Origin of the sequence: Vibrio sp. 16, from assembly GCF_963681195.1 — a bacterium.
Taxonomy (GTDB): Bacteria; Pseudomonadota; Gammaproteobacteria; order Enterobacterales; family Vibrionaceae; genus Vibrio; species Vibrio sinaloensis_D.
Map to the genome: position 1 here is coordinate 1,755,689 of NZ_OY808997.1, position 17,108 is coordinate 1,772,796.

The window sequence follows — 17,108 nt, forward strand, 5'->3', positions numbered from 1 at the left end:
CCGCTTGTTGCGGCCCTTTTTATATCTCTAGTCAACTAGTTAAATGGCTTGACCAAGCGGACAAACATCTCCCCGCTTGCGTTGACCGTTTTTTCCTGCCCCTCAGTAAAGTCGATAACCAACCCAGAATAAGCCGTGTTGATATCTGAAACATCAGGGGTATTTGTCCAATAAGGAACATTGGTCGTCGTCGGAAAATAGGTCAAGTTGATGGCCGGCTTCGCACAGCGATAGTCCACTATCGACCCTAACTCTTTAATATTGGGTAGGCGAAAGCCGTCGACGCCAACTTGAGAACTCTGTAAGGCTAAATCCCACGAAGCGAAACTGGTTGGCGTCCCGTCGCAGCCATTCGTCGTGCTGTTGTAAGTCTCTCCCACGTTACATTTTTGCCACAGCAGGTTGGTTTTCACATCCAAGATGGTGCCATCTTGACGATCGATAAACTGACCTTCCAGTTGTGATACTGGCTGATTCTCAACACAAGTCTGCGCAAAGCTCGTAGTAGAAACCATCAAAGCCGCGATAGTCATAAGTTTCAGCTTCATTATTCTACCCCTTCACTAACGGCAATCACACCATGGTAGGTACCCTTGTTACAGAGCTCGACTTGCCCAGTTTGAGTCTGCATACACCAAGCACTGGCTCCGCCCCCCGTTACACGACTTGCACTGGTGAAGATCGTGTCTGCTGAGCTGCCCATACTAGCCCCCTTCATGTACGGAAAGTAGTTTTCTGTAGTTGGATCGGTAGGGCCAACGCCGAAACCGTAATTAACTATTGAACGCGCTTCACTTGGAGAAGGCAAACGCCAATTGGACACGCCACACACACCATAGCGATTGAGGGTTGCGAGGTAGACTTCAGCATTACAACGATATTCTACCCCCTCTTCTTCGGGGAAAGCGCATTGGCTTGATATTGGGCCCTCTGAGGGTAACAAATCGTTAACTGCCCCTAGATTTCCACCGTTGGTGCTGCTGTCAGAGTTGTACCAAGTATAACGGTAGGCAGCACTGCGCCACTGTCCAGACTCGCTTGCCCATGGGTATGGGTTGGCGTCTGGATCATTCTTGAATGCCTCTAGCCACGTCTCAATCTCACCTTGTGACGGCAAAGTTCTTGGAGCCTGCTTCGCTTCAATATAGACACCCGTTCGCTCGTCACGAACACATGACCACGAAGAGGCATCATTCACTAATACATTGCCGCTGTAATCTAACTTGGTCAGCTTGAAGCCATGTTGGCCATCACTGTGGAGGCCTCCATCCTCTTTATCAAGCCCGTAATCAGCATCTTGTCCAGGGTACCCCGCAGGCTCTACGGTTAGGTCATGAGAGGCGCCATTAGAGTAGGTGGCAAATCCGGTGTCATTAATTTCTCGGTCACCAGGTATATAAAACGCCAGTGAGCTGTGGTCCGAATCAATAGTGGTGTTACCGCTACTCTCCATGGTGTAAATGAGTGATTCACCACCTTCAATCAAGCCATCTTTTTTCGCCGACACAGTCACGACATGGCGTAAGCTTTCCGCAGGAATCGTTACCGTCATTGAGCTTAGTGAACTCGTCACGTCGTCACTGGAAGCGATACCACTTTGCGCTAAATTCACAGTGACCTCTTTGGCGTGATAGTGGCTCAACTCAATGTAACTCTGTGCGCTGTCACCTTCCAAAACGGTTTTGCTGGCATCGGTAAAGCGTATGGTTGGCTCAGAATCGCTGTCGGTAAGGGTCACGTTAGAACTTGAGTTCTCAAGGGTATAACTTGAGCTACTCGCAGCACTAATGGTGTAACGCAGCTGTTTACTGCCCTCGTGCAAGTTGTTGTGTACTAGATTAAGTGGGAGTGAATACGTCGTGACGCCTGCTGGCACTCGAACTGTTTGAGCGGCGATCGGATCGTAGTTTTTAAATTGCCCTTCGCTGCGAGAAGTCACATCACTTGTCACCACAGAGAGAACAAGGTCTTGGCTCAGTGCCGCTGACAAGGTAACTGTAATAGATTCGGTGTTCGAGCCAGAGCTAGGTTCGGTCAAGGTCACGGCTGCGGGAAGATTCACCGTAATGGCACTGCCGCTAGAGCCAGAACTGGTATCGGTTGTCGAGGCCGATTCGTCATCGCTGCTTTCATGCCCACTCTGGCATCCAAATAACGCGACAGCCACTGCGAGCGCGAGCGCATTTTTGGCTCGACCATATTTGTTCGGATGATACATTCAACCCCTAACTTATTTAACGCTATGAATAAGTGAATGTTATCAAAAACTTGTTCACATAAATATGCTCAAAACCGCCTTTAGTACATCGCGTACAATAAGTTCGAGTTAAATAAATGTTTAAAATATAAATAACCCCTAGCTTCATCGCAAACTAGGGGTTAGATAAAAAGCGGCAATCTGAGGTTGCTATTTTTTGGGCATTTCCAGTTGCATCTCCGGCACGGCTTTCTTTCTGGCTCTAAGCTTACCAATCACAAACCAAGCAACCAAGGCCAGAATAATCACCACGACATTGCCAATCGCAATCATGATCATGCCTTGTGTTTTCTTCTCTTCACGAAGTTCAATCTGACGCATCTCTTCCATCAGTTTTTGCTGTTTCAGGCGCTCCTCTTCTTGCAAACGACGGGTTTCTGCAATGTCGAGCTCTTCAACCAAACTATAAGTGTATTCGCTCAGCGGGAAGACTAAAGGTCTGCCGGAGCCCATTTCCGTCGCATACGCCTGACCAGTCCAAGAGTAGTTGCCTAAAGTGTCACTGTAGGGAATGCTGAGTTCGAGTTTATTGCTCTCTTTCAGAGCAGCGCCTTGCACATCAATTTGACGCTCTTCTGGGTCAATATGTTCAACAAAAGCGGCGAGAGAGCCTGGCTCGACCATACCTTGCTCACCTGACAAGACCACTTTGTGCATCTCTTGCTCACTGCGAGATTGAATGAAGGTCACTTGCACAGGAGAAGGATAAACCAGCACTTCCTGCTCTTGCGCTCGAAGGAAGATCCCATTCCCCGACGTGATGCGTACTCGATATTTACCCGGCGCGCTCGAAATGGGCAATGACACCGTAAACACGCCATCCCCTGCGACTTCATCAAGCTCAGTACCGTCATCGGCAAACTCGCCAATCACTTCAGGGATAGGACGCGCTTCTTTGATCAAAGTATCTTCATTTTCAACAAACTTGGTGAAAGTAACCTTGAGCTTTACGCGATCCAGAAAGTCACGCAGAACCAAAGGCTGCTTATCAGACGTTAAACGTGCAGTAAACTTAATCGACTCGCCTTGGTACAGGCGGCTTGGAAGCCGATCCGTTGACAGTTCTAAGTGTGAAATCAGCGTTATCTTGTTCTTGGGAGTAACTTTACCAACCGCTTGCCAAGGACCTGGCATTGGGTTGTCTATGGAAATAATGTCCATTGATGACTCTTGATACCAACGGACGTTGTCAGGGCTGCGCCAAGCGTAATATTTTTTACCATCAGGACGAACCAACACCACAGGCTGTGAGTTTTCAGCTCGATAAATCACAAAGGTAATTTGTTGGATAGAAGGATCAACTCGAAAGCGGTTATCGAGCAAAGTCATTGATGACTCTTTTGCCGCGACGTTTGCAGCGCTCAGCAACACGCTGAGTACAACCAACCAAATCCTTAACATCCTTTCTCCTACTGACGCCAGAGACAGCTTCCGCTTTTCTCGACGATATCTAATCTATTTTGATGCGCTTCTAATTCATCGGCACTTGCACGGATAACCTTTAGCGCTTTTCGACCACTTGCCACCCGTTTTATTGACTCACCTCCCACATCGCTGCCATCAGAGTTCCCTGCATTAAATTGCAGCGACGTCTGACCACCGGTCATCAACAGATATACATCTGCCAAAATCTCGGCATCGAGCAATGCCCCGTGGAGAGTACGATGGGAGTTATCAATGCCGTATCGGTCACAGAGAATATCGAGGTTGTTTCGCTTACCTGGGAAGATCTTCTTCGCCATAGCCAGCGTATCGGTCACCTTACAATAATCGTCGGTTTTACCAATGCTTGGGTCGAGCATCTCAAACTCGTAGTCCATAAAGCCGGTATCGAAGGGCGCGTTGTGCGCCACCAGCTCGGCACCTTTGATGAACTCTAAGAACTCAGCGTGGACGTCTTGATACTCTGGCTTGTCCACCAAAAATTCATCCGTGATACCGTGAACCTGAACCGCTTCAGCTTGAATGTCGCGATCGGGCTTAATGTAAACATGGAAGTGACGTCCCGTCAGTTTACGGTTGATGATTTCTACGGCACCAATCTCAATGATTCGATGACCTAGATAATGAGGACCGCCCTCTTGGTTCATACCCGTGGTTTCGGTATCGAGTACGACAATGCGGTGCTGATTAGAATTGTTGCTGGTATTCATAACAAAATGTGTGTCAGACTATGCCAATAATGAGCTTAACCCAATAGTATCAAATCATGACGAAACAGGTGGAAATTTTCACGGACGGTTCTTGTTTAGGCAATCCTGGCCCTGGCGGCTACGGTATCGTATTACGTTATAAACAAACCGAGAAAACGCTCGCCAAAGGCTACACGCTAACCACCAATAACCGAATGGAAATGTTAGCGACGATCGTTGCCCTACAAGCCCTCAAAGAGCCGTGTGACGTCATTCTCACTACCGATAGCCAGTACGTGCGTCAAGGCATTACCCAGTGGATTCACAACTGGAAAAAACGTGGCTGGAAAACCGCAGATAAAAAACCGGTAAAGAATGCAGACCTATGGAAAGCCTTAGACGCCGAAAGTGAGCGCCACAACATCGATTGGCGCTGGGTTAAAGGCCATGCTGGGCATCGAGAAAACGAAATGTGTGATGAGTTGGCACGTACCGCAGCCGAAAACCCGACCGAAGAAGATACGGGCTATATTCCCAACTAGTGGGACTGCTTATTCGACACTTTGTAATTGACGCTCACCGGCGTCAATTTTCGTTTTAGCTTCCAGTGAGGCTTAATTGGCTTAAGCGGATAGGTTCGCTTGCGCGCAACAATGAAGTACAAACTGCCCATCGGCGCCGCCCAGTCCCCTAAGCTGTTCTCTAACCAAGTCCACATTGTTCGGTACTTCTGCATCGGGAAGAGTGCATAGCTATCGCATTCAATCACTTGATAGTTCAAAACGCTCAGCCAATCTTTGATCCGGTTTGGGGTGAACATCCGTCCACTCCACGGCAGATTGTTTCTACGCCAAGGCATCAGACTTGCCAGCCCGGTAAAACTGATTGGGTTAAAACCTGTGATAATCAAATAGCCGTCATCGATCATTACACGGTCCACTTCACGCAGCATTCGATGGGGATCATTGCAGTAGTCGAGCTGGTGTGCCATCACAACGGCATCAAAGCTTTTTTCAAAAAAGGGTAAGTCGTAGCCGTCAGCGATGACGTTATGCAACGGATTCTTTATATCAAGGTTGACTTGATGTTGAATATTGCAGGCAAAACTGGTTAACTCGCAGCTGAGACCACCGAGCTTAAGCATATGGTAACCAAATAATTTTGGGCACCACTCATCCATCCGAGTCTGAATCGACTCACTCACCCATTGGCCGTTTTTAAGTTGCGACCATGAATGAGGCTTTTCTAACTTCTTATTGCTACGTGCTGGTTTCATACCTAACCTGCTTCACTCGGGAGACACAACCATGTTAGAGATCAAAAGCATACCTGCATTTAATGATAATTACATCTGGCTAATTCAAAATAGCGATCAGCGTTGTGCCGTTGTCGATCCTGGTGATGCGACGCCTGTTCTGGCTTACCTCAAACAGCACCAGCTAAGCTTAGATGCAATCTTGATCACGCACCACCATAACGACCATATTGGTGGTGTGGCCGAATTGGTCCGACAATACCCTGGCATTGATGTCGTTGGCTCCGCCAATGAACCCGTACCGACCTTAACTCATCCTGTCGAGGGCGGTGACCAAATAGAGCTGTTTGGTGAAGTCTTCTTTGTGCTAGATCTCGCTGGTCATACTCTTGGTCATATTGGCTATGTTGGAGATGGCAAGCTCTTCTGTGGTGATGTCCTATTCTCAGCCGGCTGTGGCCGTGTCTTTGAGGGGACCATGGAACAAATGTACACCTCACTCACCAAGATTGCGGCACTACCAGAAGAAACTGAGGTCTATTGCGCACACGAGTACACCGCGAGTAATCTTGCCTTTGCCTTGGCTGTAGAACCCGACAATGAGCAGCTCCAACAATATCGAGATGAAGTCAATCGTCTGCGGGCTCAGAATCGCCCCACGTTGCCCACCACACTACGCCGTGAAAAATGGATCAATCCTTTCCTTCGCACCGATCAACAAACGGTTATTCGCTCAGTTGCAAACCGAACCGACCAAACCGACGCACTCGCCATTTTTAGTGCATTACGTGAGTGGAAGAACGAATTTTAACGATTTGCTGCTTGTCACTTTCTGTGCGTGGCAAGTATTATCAGCAGCCAAGTAACAAAAGGGCTGTGCAATGCGATTAACACATAGCTGGGTTTTGGCGCTCTTACTTACAGGATGTCAACTAACCCAGCCTACCGATTCTAGTGAGACCTCATCACCGGAAACCAATAACCCACCCGCGGTAAAAAAGGCTGAACCTACCGCTCAGCCGGCCAAACCAGTATCAAAGCCAAAACCTGTGGTGACGCCTCAGTCGCAAGAAGATGTCTGGCAACGAATCGCGATGCAGTTGGATATGCCAATTCCGGATCACAAGACGGTCGATTACTACCGAACTTGGTATTTGAAGCACCCAAGCCATCTTAGAACCGTTTCAAAACGCGCCGAGCCATTCCTCTACCTGATCACAGAAAAGATCGAAGAGCGAAACTTACCTCTTGAGCTTGCGCTGCTCCCCGTTGTAGAAAGCTCATTTGATGCCTTTGCCTACTCTCACGGCAGTGCGGCAGGCTTATGGCAGTTTGTCCCTGCAACCGGCAAGATGTACGGCTTAGAACAAAACTTCTGGTACGATGGGCGTCGAGATGTGCCTGCGGCAACCGATGCAGCACTCGACTACCTCACTTACCTAAATAAACGTTTTGACGGCGAATGGACCCACGCCATCGCAGCATACAACAGTGGCGGTGGACGCGTTTCCAGTGCAATTCGTAAAAACACCAAGCTAGGCAAACCCACCGACTTTTTCTCGCTCGATTTACCGAAAGAGACCAGTGGTTACGTTCCTAAACTCCTAGCACTCGCAGATATCATTGCCAACCAAGAAAAGTACGGGATCGATATTCCACCCATAGCGAACAAACCCGTCGTTACCCTCATCGATCCAAAAGAACAATTGGACTTGGCGATTGCAGCAAAATACGCGGGCATCTCGGTCAAAGAACTGCAAGGCTTAAACCCTGCTTATAATCAGTGGTCGACTGCACCCGATGGCCCTCATCAACTGCTTATTCCAGCCCAAGCAGAAGACAGTTTCCGTTACCAAGTTGAAAAAAATCGCGGTAAAGGAATGAAGTTGGTTCGCTACAAAGTGAAATCTGGTGACTCCATCAGCGTTCTGGCTAACCGATACAACACCACGACAAAAGTAATCCAGCGTGCGAATGGCATGACCAACAGCAATATTCGCGCTGGTCAGTACTTGATGATTCCAGCGTCGGCAAAAGATGAGAATGTCTACGCTTTAACCGCATCCAACCGCCTTGAAAAGACGCAAGCGAAAAACCGTGGTCAATACAAGCTCACCCACACAGTTCGCTCAGGCGACAGCTTATGGAGCATTGCCAAAGCCAACAAGGTCTCTCATAAATCGCTTGCCAAGTGGAATGGAATGGGACCAAAAGATACGTTACGTGTCGGACAAAAACTGGTGATTTGGAAGAACAGCTCAGATGGCGCCATAATCCGCACCGTTTTCTATAACGTTCGCTCAGGCGATACCATCAGTGGTATTGCCAGCAAATTTAAAGTGAAATCACGTGACATCGTGAAATGGAATGACCTAAGCAAACAAAAATATCTTAAGCCGGGTCAAAAACTGAAACTCTACGTCGATGTAACTAAGGTAAGTGTATGACGCCCTCCAGTAATCCTTTAATCATGCTAGTTGATATTTTTCGTTCACCTAGCGCTTGTTTCCTTGCCCTGTATCAACGTGGCGCATGGGGCTGGCAGCCATACATTTTTCTGATTTTATCGCCATTTTTGTTTTGGGGTGCATATTTTGATTTGGTCAATTTTGAGTGGCTAAAGGAAGTTCTAACCGCTCAACTGGCGCAAACGAACCCGCAACAACTTGAGTTACTTGATGCCAACACCTTAATGGCCAGTGAAATCATCAGCGATGTATTTGGTCGAACGCTGACCATACTCATGCTGGCGTTTTGGTTCAATCTGGCCACTAAGCCAAGTCAGCACCAACATGGTTTCTGGAAATGGTTTGCCGCAGCCGCGGTGATCACTTTCCCTGCAATCATCGGCGATCTTGCAAGCTACGTGAGTGTTCTACTGAAACATGGTCAAGTGCTTGTTTACGCCGCGGATCTCAATAGCCTTAACGGACTACTCAAGCTTCCACTGACCAATGAGTGGTCTCAGTTTGCCAGCTCGTTCCCTCTGCTTCTGCCTTGGTATATCGCTTTGGGCTACGCGGCAGTCGGTACATGGACGGAGTTCGAGCGCGGCCAAGCCTTGGTCATTTCAGCACTACCTTGGCTCGCTTACTACCTAATTTGGGCGCTCTACATCGTTATTTTTTAAACGAAAGCTCACCTCTATTGGGTTGTGATCAGAGGCGTCGGTTATCGGCGCCTCTGCTTTTTGAAGAACCAAATCTCGATAAAACACATGATCTAAAGGCAGTCCAGTCACAAACTGAGTCCGATTATCCACTTGGTAGGTAACCTCTGTAACGCCTATTTTGTCGAGCGCTTGTTTCATCACACTCAATCGCGCGTCACTCCAGCTGTTAAAATCGCCAGCAACAATGATCGGCCCCTGATGATTCAAAAGCTCCGTCACTAACGTATCAAGCTGCCTTTGATACTCCACGGTGCCATAAGTGAAATTTACCGCATGGATATTAACCACCGCCAATGACTGGCCATTCGTCAGCGGGTAAGTCGCATATAAAGCAGATTTGGGTAACCCTAACCAAGGCTCAAGCTCGGTGTACGCACAGGCGAGATCAGGCGTATCATAGCTTAAGTTCAAAACCCCCGCGGTGGTATCAAAGGCTTTAAACGCATCGACTTGGCTACCAAACCACTGATTGTCCTCAATCAAATGGAGTAACTCAGGGGTCATACTGGCTTCTTGTAACAGAACCAATTGCTTTCCCTCCACCAAGGTTTGCAAACTAGAATGCCAGTTTGGTCGGTTCTGCTTGTAGATGTTCCACACCAGAACATTCAGCTCGCCATTGAGATCCACCGGTTTTGCTGAGTCACTGCGGTAACACTTCAACGAAGGCGCAATATTCCCTTGCGAAATCGAAGATATTTGGCCTTGTTCAGGCAATGTGAACACCACTCGATAACCAATCATTCCCGTGAGTACGAGCCCAATAGGCAATGCTAGTAACCATTTTTTGTTCATCATTAAGCCCTAAAATGTAAAAAAGAGCCTTACGGCTCTTCCTTGATTATCGAATATCGAATTCAGTTCACGCACTCTGACAATAACACTAGATAGCGTCTTCGTCTTCTTCACCAGTACGAATACGTACGATGCGTTCAACGTCAGTAATGAAGATCTTACCATCACCAATTTTGCCTGTTTGTGCAGTCTCAACAATCGTATCAACACACTGGTCAGCAACGTCATCGGTAACCACAATTTCAAGCTTCACTTTAGGCAAGAAATCCACCATGTATTCTGCACCACGATATAGCTCAGTATGCCCCTTTTGACGTCCAAAGCCTTTTACCTCAGAAACCGTCATACCGGTAATGCCGACTTCTGCTAACGCTTCGCGAACATCATCTAACTTAAACGGCTTGATGATGGCTTCAATTTTTTTCATGTTCATCCCTTAAACTTCAGCAATTTGCCTTATTATCCCACGATCATCGGGCAATAAAAAGCCCGAGCGATAAGCGCTCAGGCTAATATACAACTTAACCGAAGGTTATTTCAAACTTGCGTAGTATGCCGCTAGGTTAGCGATGTCGGCATCACTGAGCATCGATGCTTGCGCTTGCATGACCGCCGCTAGACCACCATTACGCTCTTTGTTTTTGTACGCATTGATCGAGCTGACAAGGTATTGTTCGTTTTGACCTTTCAAGTTTGGATAACCTGGGATGACAGCGATACCATCCGCACCATGACAAGCCGCACATACCGCCGCTTTCGCTTGCCCGGCAGCTACATCACCTGCCGCCATAGCTTGACCAGCCATAAGGCCCATTCCGATGACCATTCCAATAGCGATTTTCTTCATTGCTCTTCCTTATAAGTCCACTTCTTATGTGTGTTTTATCTATACGATTCTGACACAAAGATAGTTTACTTGCTCCAGATAAGCTCACAGTCTTGACCGATAAAGTGATGATCAATAAACAAATCCGCGATAGCCGCTACTTTATCGCCACACATAAGTATCGGTCTTCTTCGCCTTTCCCAACTCGGCACTTGATACTCTTGAAACAGCTTTTTCAGTTTTCTGCTATGCCCTCGCTCTGCTGGATGAGCGCTGAGCCCTTCGGGATTAAAGATGATACGTAATGGCGCTTGCTGCAGTGCAGACAAGGACAATGACCCAGTCGATGTCGCTTGAAGCGTCAAATGACCAAGCCTGTCAGGAAGTTCAAGCTCCTCACCTAGCCCCAAGCGTTGAGACCAATCGCTAATATCCTCATGAGCGGAAACTAAGTAGAGACGTCGGTTAAAACGGCGTACTTGCGCAGAAATTAGATTCAGAACAGGATTCGCGTCTGCCTTGGCAAGTGCTACCTGATGCCAAATTTTGTCCAGATGATCTCGACTTGGCATGCGCTGACCCGCATTGGCCAACCACATACGAATCAAACGTGCCCGCATCAATGCGCTCAAATCAGCCATCCCTTGAATGGCTAAACTACCATCCGAGTTGACCAGGAGCCTGAGCTTATCTTGGAGTAGCTCGTCTAAAAGAAGCTCTTGCTCTGCACATAGTTGAGCGCTTCGCTGGACTGATTGAGTAAAATGTGGCCAACGCTCTTCAATAACCGGCGAAATATGACGACGAATGTAATTGCGATCGAAGCGGGTATCCTGATTACTTTCATCTTCCACCCAATTTAAGCCATGGTGCTGCGCGTATTGTTCGATCTCTTCGCGCCTAACCTTAAGTAGCGGTCGAACCAATCGGCCATTAGAAAACGGCTTGCTCTCAGCCATCGCCGACAAACCTTTTGGCCCACTGCCTCGCTTTAAGGCAAGAAGAAACGTTTCTAGCTGATCATCTCCATGTTGACCCGTCAGTAAAATATCTTTTTCATTTACATGCTGAGCCAGCACCTTATAACGCTGATCTCGGGCACACTCCTCGATGCTCTTACCGCTGGCATCTAGTTGCACCTTTTCTAAAATAAAGGGGACATCACTCTGAGCAGCCCACTCTTGGCACTGGTTAGCCCACTCATCAGCATTAACACTTAAACCGTGATGAACATGGACCGCCAGCGTCGGACGATGGGTTTCCTGCTGATAGCGCGCAAGTAATGAAAGCAATACACGTGAGTCAATACCACCACTAAAGGCCAAAACAATACGACTGCGCGGTGCAAGATACTCTTCAATAACAGATGAAAATGATTGATACAGATCCATAACGGAATAACTCGATAATTGATAAGCGATAGTTTATCACCCACCAATAAAAAAGGCCGAACTAAGTTCGACCTTTAGGATTTAACAAGATGCTGATTAGCAGTAACCGTAGCTCATTAAGCGTTGGTAACGGCGCTCAAGAAGAGTGTCGTTGTCAAATTGAGCTAGCTCATCTAACTGCTTAAGTAGGTTCGCTTTCATGTTTGCTGCCATTTGAACATGGTCGCGGTGCGCACCACCTAATGGCTCTTCAATAATTTCATCGATCAACTCAAGCTCTTTAAGACGAGGCGCCGTTAGGCCCATTGCGTCTGCCGCTTGAGGCGCTTTATCTGAATCACGCCATAGAATCGATGCACAGCCCTCTGGTGAGATGACTGAGTACGTCGAGTATTGAAGCATATTCACGTAATCGCCAACACCAATGGCCAATGCACCGCCTGAACCACCTTCACCAACAACGTTACAAATCACTGGCACTTTTAAACCCGCCATCACTTTTAGGTTTTTCGCAATTGCCTCTGATTGGCCGCGCTCTTCTGCACCAACACCAGGGTATGCACCCGCAGTATCAATGAAGGTGATGATTGGCATGTTAAAACGCTCTGCCATTTCCATAAGGCGTAGGGCTTTACGGTAACCTTCAGGCTTAGGCATACCGAAGTTACGTTTTACTTTTTCTTTGGTCTCACGACCTTTTTGGTGACCGATGATCATAACCGGACGACCATCAAGGCGAGCCATACCACCAACGATCGCTTTATCATCAGCAAACGCTCGGTCACCCGCTAGCTCTTCAAATTCTGTAAATACATGCTGGATGTAGTCCAGCGTGTAAGGACGTTGTGGATGACGCGCCAGTTGAGCAGTTTCCCACGCCCCTAGATCGCTAAAGGTCTTTTTCTTAAGCTCTAAGCTTTTCTTTTCTAGCTGTTCGATCTCTTTTTCTAGATCCACACCAGACTCACCGCCGTGGCGAGATACATCACGTAGTGCTTCAATCTTTGCTTCAAGTTCTGCGATCGGCTTTTCAAATTCTAAAAAGTTTAGGCTCATCTATCGATCCTTTCTGATTCGGCTTTGTACCGAATTTAGTTAAATTCGAGTTCTACTTGGCCATTACCAAGCAGTTGTTTTAAATCATCTAATAATGCATCGCTTGGCGTAACTCGCCATTCGGTACCTAACGTTAGACGCGCGCGCGCATCGCTCCGTTGGTAATATACATGAACAGGAACCGTTCCTGCCCGATGAGGCTCTAGTATTTTACTAAAGCGCTCAAAAAACTGGCCATCGATTTGAGATTCTTCAATCGATACAGATAATCCACGCGCGTACTTTTCGCGAGCAGTGCCGAGATCCATGACCTCGCGCGCGGACATTTTAAGACCACCATTGAAATCATCAAAGCTGACCTGTCCAGAAACCACCAAAATTTTATCTTGTTCTAACAATTCAGCGTATTTATCCAACGCATCTGAGAACAACATCACTTCCATACGTCCACTGCGATCGTCGAGTGTCATCAAGCCGATGCGTGTACCGCGTTTTGTGGTCATGACGCGAGCTGCAATCACTAGCCCTGAGACAGTCACACTTTGGTCACGACGAGTTGGGGTCGCGTCTTTTAGTCGACAACTGGTGTACTTACCAAGTTCCTTCAAATAGGCATTTATTGGGTGTCCGGTCAAATAAAGGCCGAGTGTTGTCCGCTCTCCCTCTAACCATACCTTCTCAGGCCATGGCGCAACTTTGGTGTATTTGTTTTCTACCTCTTCTGGCGCTTCCGTCAATACGCCAAACAGATCGCTCTGACCAAATGCTTCCGCTTGGTGATGTTGGCTGGCTGCTTTAACCGCGTCATCGAGTGAAGCCATCATGGCTGCGCGATGAGGGCCCAGTCGATCCAAGGCTCCGGCATAGATAAGCTTCTCGATAACGCGTTTATTGACCTTTTTCAAATCGATGCGAGCGCAGAAGTCAAACAAGTCTTTGAAATGGCCATCTCGGTTGCGCGATTCTAAAATCGCCTCGATAGGGCCTTCACCGACACCTTTTATCGCACCAATGCCATAAACAATCGCGCCATCTTCATCTACGTTGAAGCGATACAAGCCAGAGTTAATATCCGGCGGCAACACTTTCAGCTTCATGCGTAGACATTCGTCTACAAGACCAACCACTTTTTCGGTGTTATCCATATCCGCGGTCATTACCGCAGCCATAAACTCCGCAGGATAGTGTGTTTTGAGCCACAAGGTTTGATATGAAACCAGGGCGTATGCCGCTGAGTGAGATTTGTTAAAGCCGTAGCCCGCAAATTTCTCTACCAAGTCGAAGATCTTCATCGCGAGTTCGCCATCGACACCATTGGCAATCGCGCCCTCTTCGAACGTGGCACGCTGTTTAGCCATCTCTTCCGGCTTTTTCTTACCCATTGCACGACGAAGCATATCCGCACCACCAAGGGTATACCCAGAAAGCACCTGCGCTATCTGCATGACCTGTTCTTGATACAAGATAATGCCGTAAGTCGGATCGAGGATCTCTTTGAGCGACTCGTGCTGCCACTTTTCATCAGGATAGGAAATTGCTTCTCGGCCATGTTTACGGTCGATAAAGTTGTCTACCATGCCTGATTGCAGCGGCCCCGGACGGAACAAAGCCACCAGTGCGATAATGTCTTCGAAACAGTCGGGTTGAAGGCGTTTGATTAGCTCTTTCATACCACGAGATTCAAGCTGGAACACTGCGGTAGTTTCAGAGTTTTGCAGTAAGTTAAACGACGCTTGGTCATCAAGCGGTATCGACTCAATCGCGACGGGGGCTTTACCCTCTTTGGCTAAGCGAGGGTTAATCAACCCTAGTGCCCAGTCAATGATGGTTAGGGTACGCAGCCCCAAGAAGTCAAACTTAACCAGACCCGCGGTTTCCACGTCATTTTTATCGAACTGAGTGACGGGGAAATGGCCTTCTGCATCCGCGTAAATCGGCGCAAAATCGGTGATCGTGGTGGGTGAAATTACAACGCCACCCGCGTGTTTACCCGCGTTACGTGTACACCCTTCTAGGATGCGACACATATCGATGAGCTCTTTGACCTCTTCATCCGCATCATAAAGCTCTGGCAGTGCAGGCTCGGCTTTAAAGGCTTTCTCTAGCGTCATGCCAGGATCCGGCGGGACGAGTTTCGAAATGCGATCAACGAAACCAAACGGATGGCCAAGCACACGACCCACATCGCGTATTACCGCTTTCGCCGCCATGGTACCAAAGGTGATGATCTGCGATACCGCATCGCGACCATACATTTCTGCTACGTGGTCAATCACTTGGTCACGCTTGTCCATACAGAAGTCGACGTCAAAATCGGGCATCGAAACACGTTCTGGGTTCAAGAAACGTTCGAAAAGTAAGTCGTACTCGAGCGGGTCCAAATCTGTGATTTTCAGCGCATACGCCACCAATGAGCCGGCCCCCGAACCACGCCCCGGACCAACAGGAATGTCATTGTCTTTCGACCACTGGATGAACTCCATTACGATCAAGAAGTAACCGGGGAAACCCATGTTGTTGATAACTTCGAGTTCGATTCTCAATCGCTCATCATATTCAGGGCGACGCTCTGCACGCACTTTCGGATCGGGGAATAAGAATTCAAGGCGTTCTTCGAGCCCCTCTTCCGATTTCATGACTAAGAATTCCGTTTCTTCCATGCCTTCTGTTGGGAACGCCGGTAGGAAGTATTCACCAAGACGCACGGTGACGTTACAACGCTTAGCAATTTCGACGCTGTTTTCTAGCGCTTCAGGAATGTCGGCAAACAGCTCACACATTTCTTCTTCTGTGCGTAAATATTGCTGAGGGCTGTAGTTCTTCGGTCGACGTGGATCTTCTAAGGTATAGCCGTCATGAATCGCCACTCGAATCTCGTGGGCATCAAACAGGGTTTCGTCAAGAAAGACGACATCGTTTGTCGCAACCACTGGCAATTCAAACTGCTCAGCGAATTCGAGTGCAAAATGGAGGTAGCTCTCTTCGTCGGCGCGTCCAGTTCTAGTCAGCTCAAGATAAAAGCGGTCGGCAAAGTGAGTCTGGTAAAACTCTGCGCACTCTTGAGCCGTTTTTTGGTTGCCCTTGAGAAGCGCTTTACCAATTTCACCGCTTTTACCACCAGAGAGCAAAATCAAGCCCTCGGACAGCTCCACCAGCCACTCTTTATCGATGACTGGCTGATGCTGAACGTGACCACGAAGGTACGCTTTTGAGATCAGTAACGTTAGGTTTTTATAGCCAGTATTGTCTGCGGCCAACACCGTTAATTTAGTGAGTTCATCACCAAACGCTGCCGATTGCATAGCAAAATCGGCACCAATGATCGGCTTGATACCACAACCATGAGCGGTACCATAAAACTTCACCAAACCACATAAGTTAGTGAAATCGGTAAGTGCCATTGCAGGCATTCCCAACTCTGCCACTTTCTTAACCAGAGGTGGCACTTTGGAAAGGCCATCGACCATGGAGAAGTCACTGTGAACTCGAAGGTGGACAAACTTAGGATCTGACATGAATAGTTCCGCAAATAGTACTTAATCGGAAAGGAATGGGGGTATTTTACGTGATAGTAATACGTGAATACACCCCATAATATTCGGGTTTCTAATCTAACCCGAGCGCTTTCTTCACTGGTTTGAAGCTTTTACGATGTTGGTCAATCACACCATGCGCTTCAATCGCTTCAAAATGCGCCTTAGTTGGATAACCTTTGTGCTTAGCAAAGCCAAACTCTGGGTGTAGCTTATCGAGCTCTTCCATCTCTTGGTCTCGGACAACTTTCGCAATAATGGATGCGGCGCTGATCTCAGCAACGCGCAAGTCCCCCTTAACCACCGCTTGAGCATCCATTGGCAACGCGGGGCAGCGGTTGCCATCGATCAGTGCTAAATCTGGTTGTACTTTTAACCCCGCGATCGCTCGCTGCATCGCCACCATCGTCGCTTGCAAGATATTCAGTTCGTCAATCTCCGCAGGAGTGCAACGTCCAACGGACCAAGCGAGCGCTTTCTCTTGGATTTCAGGCAGCAGCGCTAAACGCTTTTTCTCTGAGAGCTTTTTGGAGTCGTTCAAACCTTCAATCGGATTGTTGGGGTCTAAGATCACAGCGGCCGTAACCACGTCGCCCACCAACGGCCCTCGACCGACTTCATCCACCCCAGCCACATGTTGATAACCTTGCGGGTACTCAAACGGCGGAAGTTCTTGTTTTTCTTTTGCCAT

The 17,108-nt window shown here is 48.0% G+C and carries 16 protein-coding genes; 4 read left to right on the plus strand and 12 right to left on the minus strand.

The features are described 5' to 3' along the window. Positions 1–35 precede the first annotated feature (35 nt). The 4 genes from U9J37_RS07910 to dnaQ all read right to left on the minus strand — a co-directional run bounded on the left by U9J37_RS07910 (position 36) and on the right by dnaQ (position 4,410). On the minus strand, positions 36–548 hold the full coding sequence (locus U9J37_RS07910; RefSeq protein WP_005475307.1) for an Lcl C-terminal domain-containing protein: 513 nt from the start codon (positions 546–548) through the stop codon (positions 36–38). Next, positions 548–2,218 (minus strand): Lcl domain-containing protein, encoded by a 1,671-nt coding sequence (locus U9J37_RS07915; protein WP_005475337.1) that lies wholly within the window; start codon positions 2,216–2,218, stop codon positions 548–550. Before U9J37_RS07915 ends, U9J37_RS07910 begins: the two co-directional genes overlap by 1 nt. Before the next feature lie 189 nt (positions 2,219–2,407). Beyond that, positions 2,408–3,658: a TIGR03503 family protein gene (locus tag U9J37_RS07920; protein ID WP_005475329.1), complete on the minus strand. Its 1,251-nt coding sequence runs from the start codon at positions 3,656–3,658 to the stop codon at positions 2,408–2,410. Positions 3,659–3,666: 8 nt separating this feature from the next. Beyond that, positions 3,667–4,410, minus strand: a complete 744-nt coding sequence (gene dnaQ / locus U9J37_RS07925; RefSeq protein ID WP_005475282.1) for a DNA polymerase III subunit epsilon — start codon at positions 4,408–4,410, stop codon at positions 3,667–3,669. 56 nt (positions 4,411–4,466) lie between these two features. On the opposite strand from dnaQ, the gene rnhA reads away from it, so the two are divergent. Beyond that, positions 4,467–4,931 carry a ribonuclease HI gene (rnhA, locus tag U9J37_RS07930; protein ID WP_005475295.1) on the plus strand — a complete coding sequence of 155 codons (465 nt, stop codon included), beginning with the start codon at positions 4,467–4,469 and terminating at the stop codon, positions 4,929–4,931. Here the strand turns inward: rnhA and U9J37_RS07935 are convergent. After that, a complete protein-coding gene (locus U9J37_RS07935) occupies positions 4,928–5,665 on the minus strand; it encodes a class I SAM-dependent methyltransferase (protein WP_005475348.1) in 738 nt (245 codons plus the stop codon). The two genes, rnhA and U9J37_RS07935, sit on opposite strands and share 4 nt — an antisense overlap. Before the next feature lie 31 nt (positions 5,666–5,696). On the opposite strand from U9J37_RS07935, the gene gloB reads away from it, so the two are divergent. The 3 genes from gloB to U9J37_RS07950 all read left to right on the plus strand — a co-directional run bounded on the left by gloB (position 5,697) and on the right by U9J37_RS07950 (position 8,774). Beyond that, entirely contained in the window at positions 5,697–6,455 is a 759-nt protein-coding gene (gene gloB / locus U9J37_RS07940) for a hydroxyacylglutathione hydrolase (protein ID WP_322413644.1), read from the plus strand. Between the two features lie 70 nt (positions 6,456–6,525). Beyond that, positions 6,526–8,091, plus strand: a complete 1,566-nt coding sequence (locus U9J37_RS07945; RefSeq protein WP_038215570.1) for a lytic transglycosylase — start codon at positions 6,526–6,528, stop codon at positions 8,089–8,091. After that, the gene (locus tag U9J37_RS07950) at positions 8,088–8,774 is read left to right on the plus strand and encodes a YIP1 family protein (protein WP_039483413.1); all 687 of its coding nucleotides are present in this window, start codon (positions 8,088–8,090) and stop codon (positions 8,772–8,774) included. Before U9J37_RS07945 ends, U9J37_RS07950 begins: the two co-directional genes overlap by 4 nt. Here U9J37_RS07950 and U9J37_RS07955 read toward each other — a convergent pair. The 7 genes from U9J37_RS07955 to rnhB all read right to left on the minus strand — a co-directional run bounded on the left by U9J37_RS07955 (position 8,742) and on the right by rnhB (position 17,108). Beyond that, a complete protein-coding gene (locus U9J37_RS07955) occupies positions 8,742–9,611 on the minus strand; it encodes an endonuclease/exonuclease/phosphatase family protein (protein ID WP_086028725.1) in 870 nt (289 codons plus the stop codon). The genes U9J37_RS07950 and U9J37_RS07955 overlap by 33 nt on opposite strands. An 88-nt stretch (positions 9,612–9,699) precedes the next feature. Continuing rightward, a complete protein-coding gene (gene glnB / locus U9J37_RS07960) occupies positions 9,700–10,038 on the minus strand; it encodes a nitrogen regulatory protein P-II (RefSeq protein WP_008077534.1) in 339 nt (112 codons plus the stop codon). 105 nt (positions 10,039–10,143) lie between these two features. Continuing rightward, complete coding sequence (locus tag U9J37_RS07965) at positions 10,144–10,458, minus strand: c-type cytochrome (protein WP_005475301.1); 315 nt, start codon at positions 10,456–10,458, stop codon at positions 10,144–10,146. A gap of 65 nt (positions 10,459–10,523) precedes the next feature. After that, positions 10,524–11,828, minus strand: coding sequence for a tRNA lysidine(34) synthetase TilS (tilS, locus tag U9J37_RS07970; RefSeq protein WP_005475327.1), 1,305 nt, complete (start codon positions 11,826–11,828; stop codon positions 10,524–10,526). A 96-nt stretch (positions 11,829–11,924) separates the two neighbouring features. Continuing rightward, entirely contained in the window at positions 11,925–12,884 is a 960-nt protein-coding gene (gene accA, locus U9J37_RS07975; RefSeq protein WP_005475319.1) for an acetyl-CoA carboxylase carboxyl transferase subunit alpha, read from the minus strand. Positions 12,885–12,919: 35 nt separating this feature from the next. Then, positions 12,920–16,399, minus strand: a complete 3,480-nt coding sequence (gene dnaE / locus U9J37_RS07980; RefSeq protein ID WP_005475299.1) for a DNA polymerase III subunit alpha — start codon at positions 16,397–16,399, stop codon at positions 12,920–12,922. Positions 16,400–16,490: 91 nt separating this feature from the next. After that, on the minus strand, positions 16,491–17,108 hold the full coding sequence (gene rnhB, locus U9J37_RS07985; RefSeq protein WP_005475339.1) for a ribonuclease HII: 618 nt from the start codon (positions 17,106–17,108) through the stop codon (positions 16,491–16,493).

Bases quoted from the DNA above. Each gene is read 5' to 3' on its own strand.
- U9J37_RS07910 (WP_005475307.1), bottom strand. From the start codon at position 548: ATGAAGCTGAAACTTATGACTATCGCGGCTTTGATGGTTTCTACTACG.
- U9J37_RS07915 (WP_005475337.1), bottom strand. From the start codon at position 2,218: ATGTATCATCCGAACAAATATGGTCGAGCCAAAAATGCGCTCGCGCTC.
- U9J37_RS07920 (WP_005475329.1), bottom strand. From the start codon at position 3,658: ATGTTAAGGATTTGGTTGGTTGTACTCAGCGTGTTGCTGAGCGCTGCA.
- dnaQ (WP_005475282.1), bottom strand. From the start codon at position 4,410: ATGAATACCAGCAACAATTCTAATCAGCACCGCATTGTCGTACTCGAT.
- rnhA (WP_005475295.1), top strand. From the start codon at position 4,467: ATGACGAAACAGGTGGAAATTTTCACGGACGGTTCTTGTTTAGGCAAT.
- U9J37_RS07935 (WP_005475348.1), bottom strand. From the start codon at position 5,665: ATGAAACCAGCACGTAGCAATAAGAAGTTAGAAAAGCCTCATTCATGG.
- gloB (WP_322413644.1), top strand. From the start codon at position 5,697: ATGTTAGAGATCAAAAGCATACCTGCATTTAATGATAATTACATCTGG.
- U9J37_RS07945 (WP_038215570.1), top strand. From the start codon at position 6,526: ATGCGATTAACACATAGCTGGGTTTTGGCGCTCTTACTTACAGGATGT.
- U9J37_RS07950 (WP_039483413.1), top strand. From the start codon at position 8,088: ATGACGCCCTCCAGTAATCCTTTAATCATGCTAGTTGATATTTTTCGT.
- U9J37_RS07955 (WP_086028725.1), bottom strand. From the start codon at position 9,611: ATGAACAAAAAATGGTTACTAGCATTGCCTATTGGGCTCGTACTCACG.
- glnB (WP_008077534.1), bottom strand. From the start codon at position 10,038: ATGAAAAAAATTGAAGCCATCATCAAGCCGTTTAAGTTAGATGATGTT.
- U9J37_RS07965 (WP_005475301.1), bottom strand. From the start codon at position 10,458: ATGAAGAAAATCGCTATTGGAATGGTCATCGGAATGGGCCTTATGGCT.
- tilS (WP_005475327.1), bottom strand. From the start codon at position 11,828: ATGGATCTGTATCAATCATTTTCATCTGTTATTGAAGAGTATCTTGCA.
- accA (WP_005475319.1), bottom strand. From the start codon at position 12,884: ATGAGCCTAAACTTTTTAGAATTTGAAAAGCCGATCGCAGAACTTGAA.
- dnaE (WP_005475299.1), bottom strand. From the start codon at position 16,399: ATGTCAGATCCTAAGTTTGTCCACCTTCGAGTTCACAGTGACTTCTCC.
- rnhB (WP_005475339.1), bottom strand. From the start codon at position 17,108: ATGGCAAAAGAAAAACAAGAACTTCCGCCGTTTGAGTACCCGCAAGGT.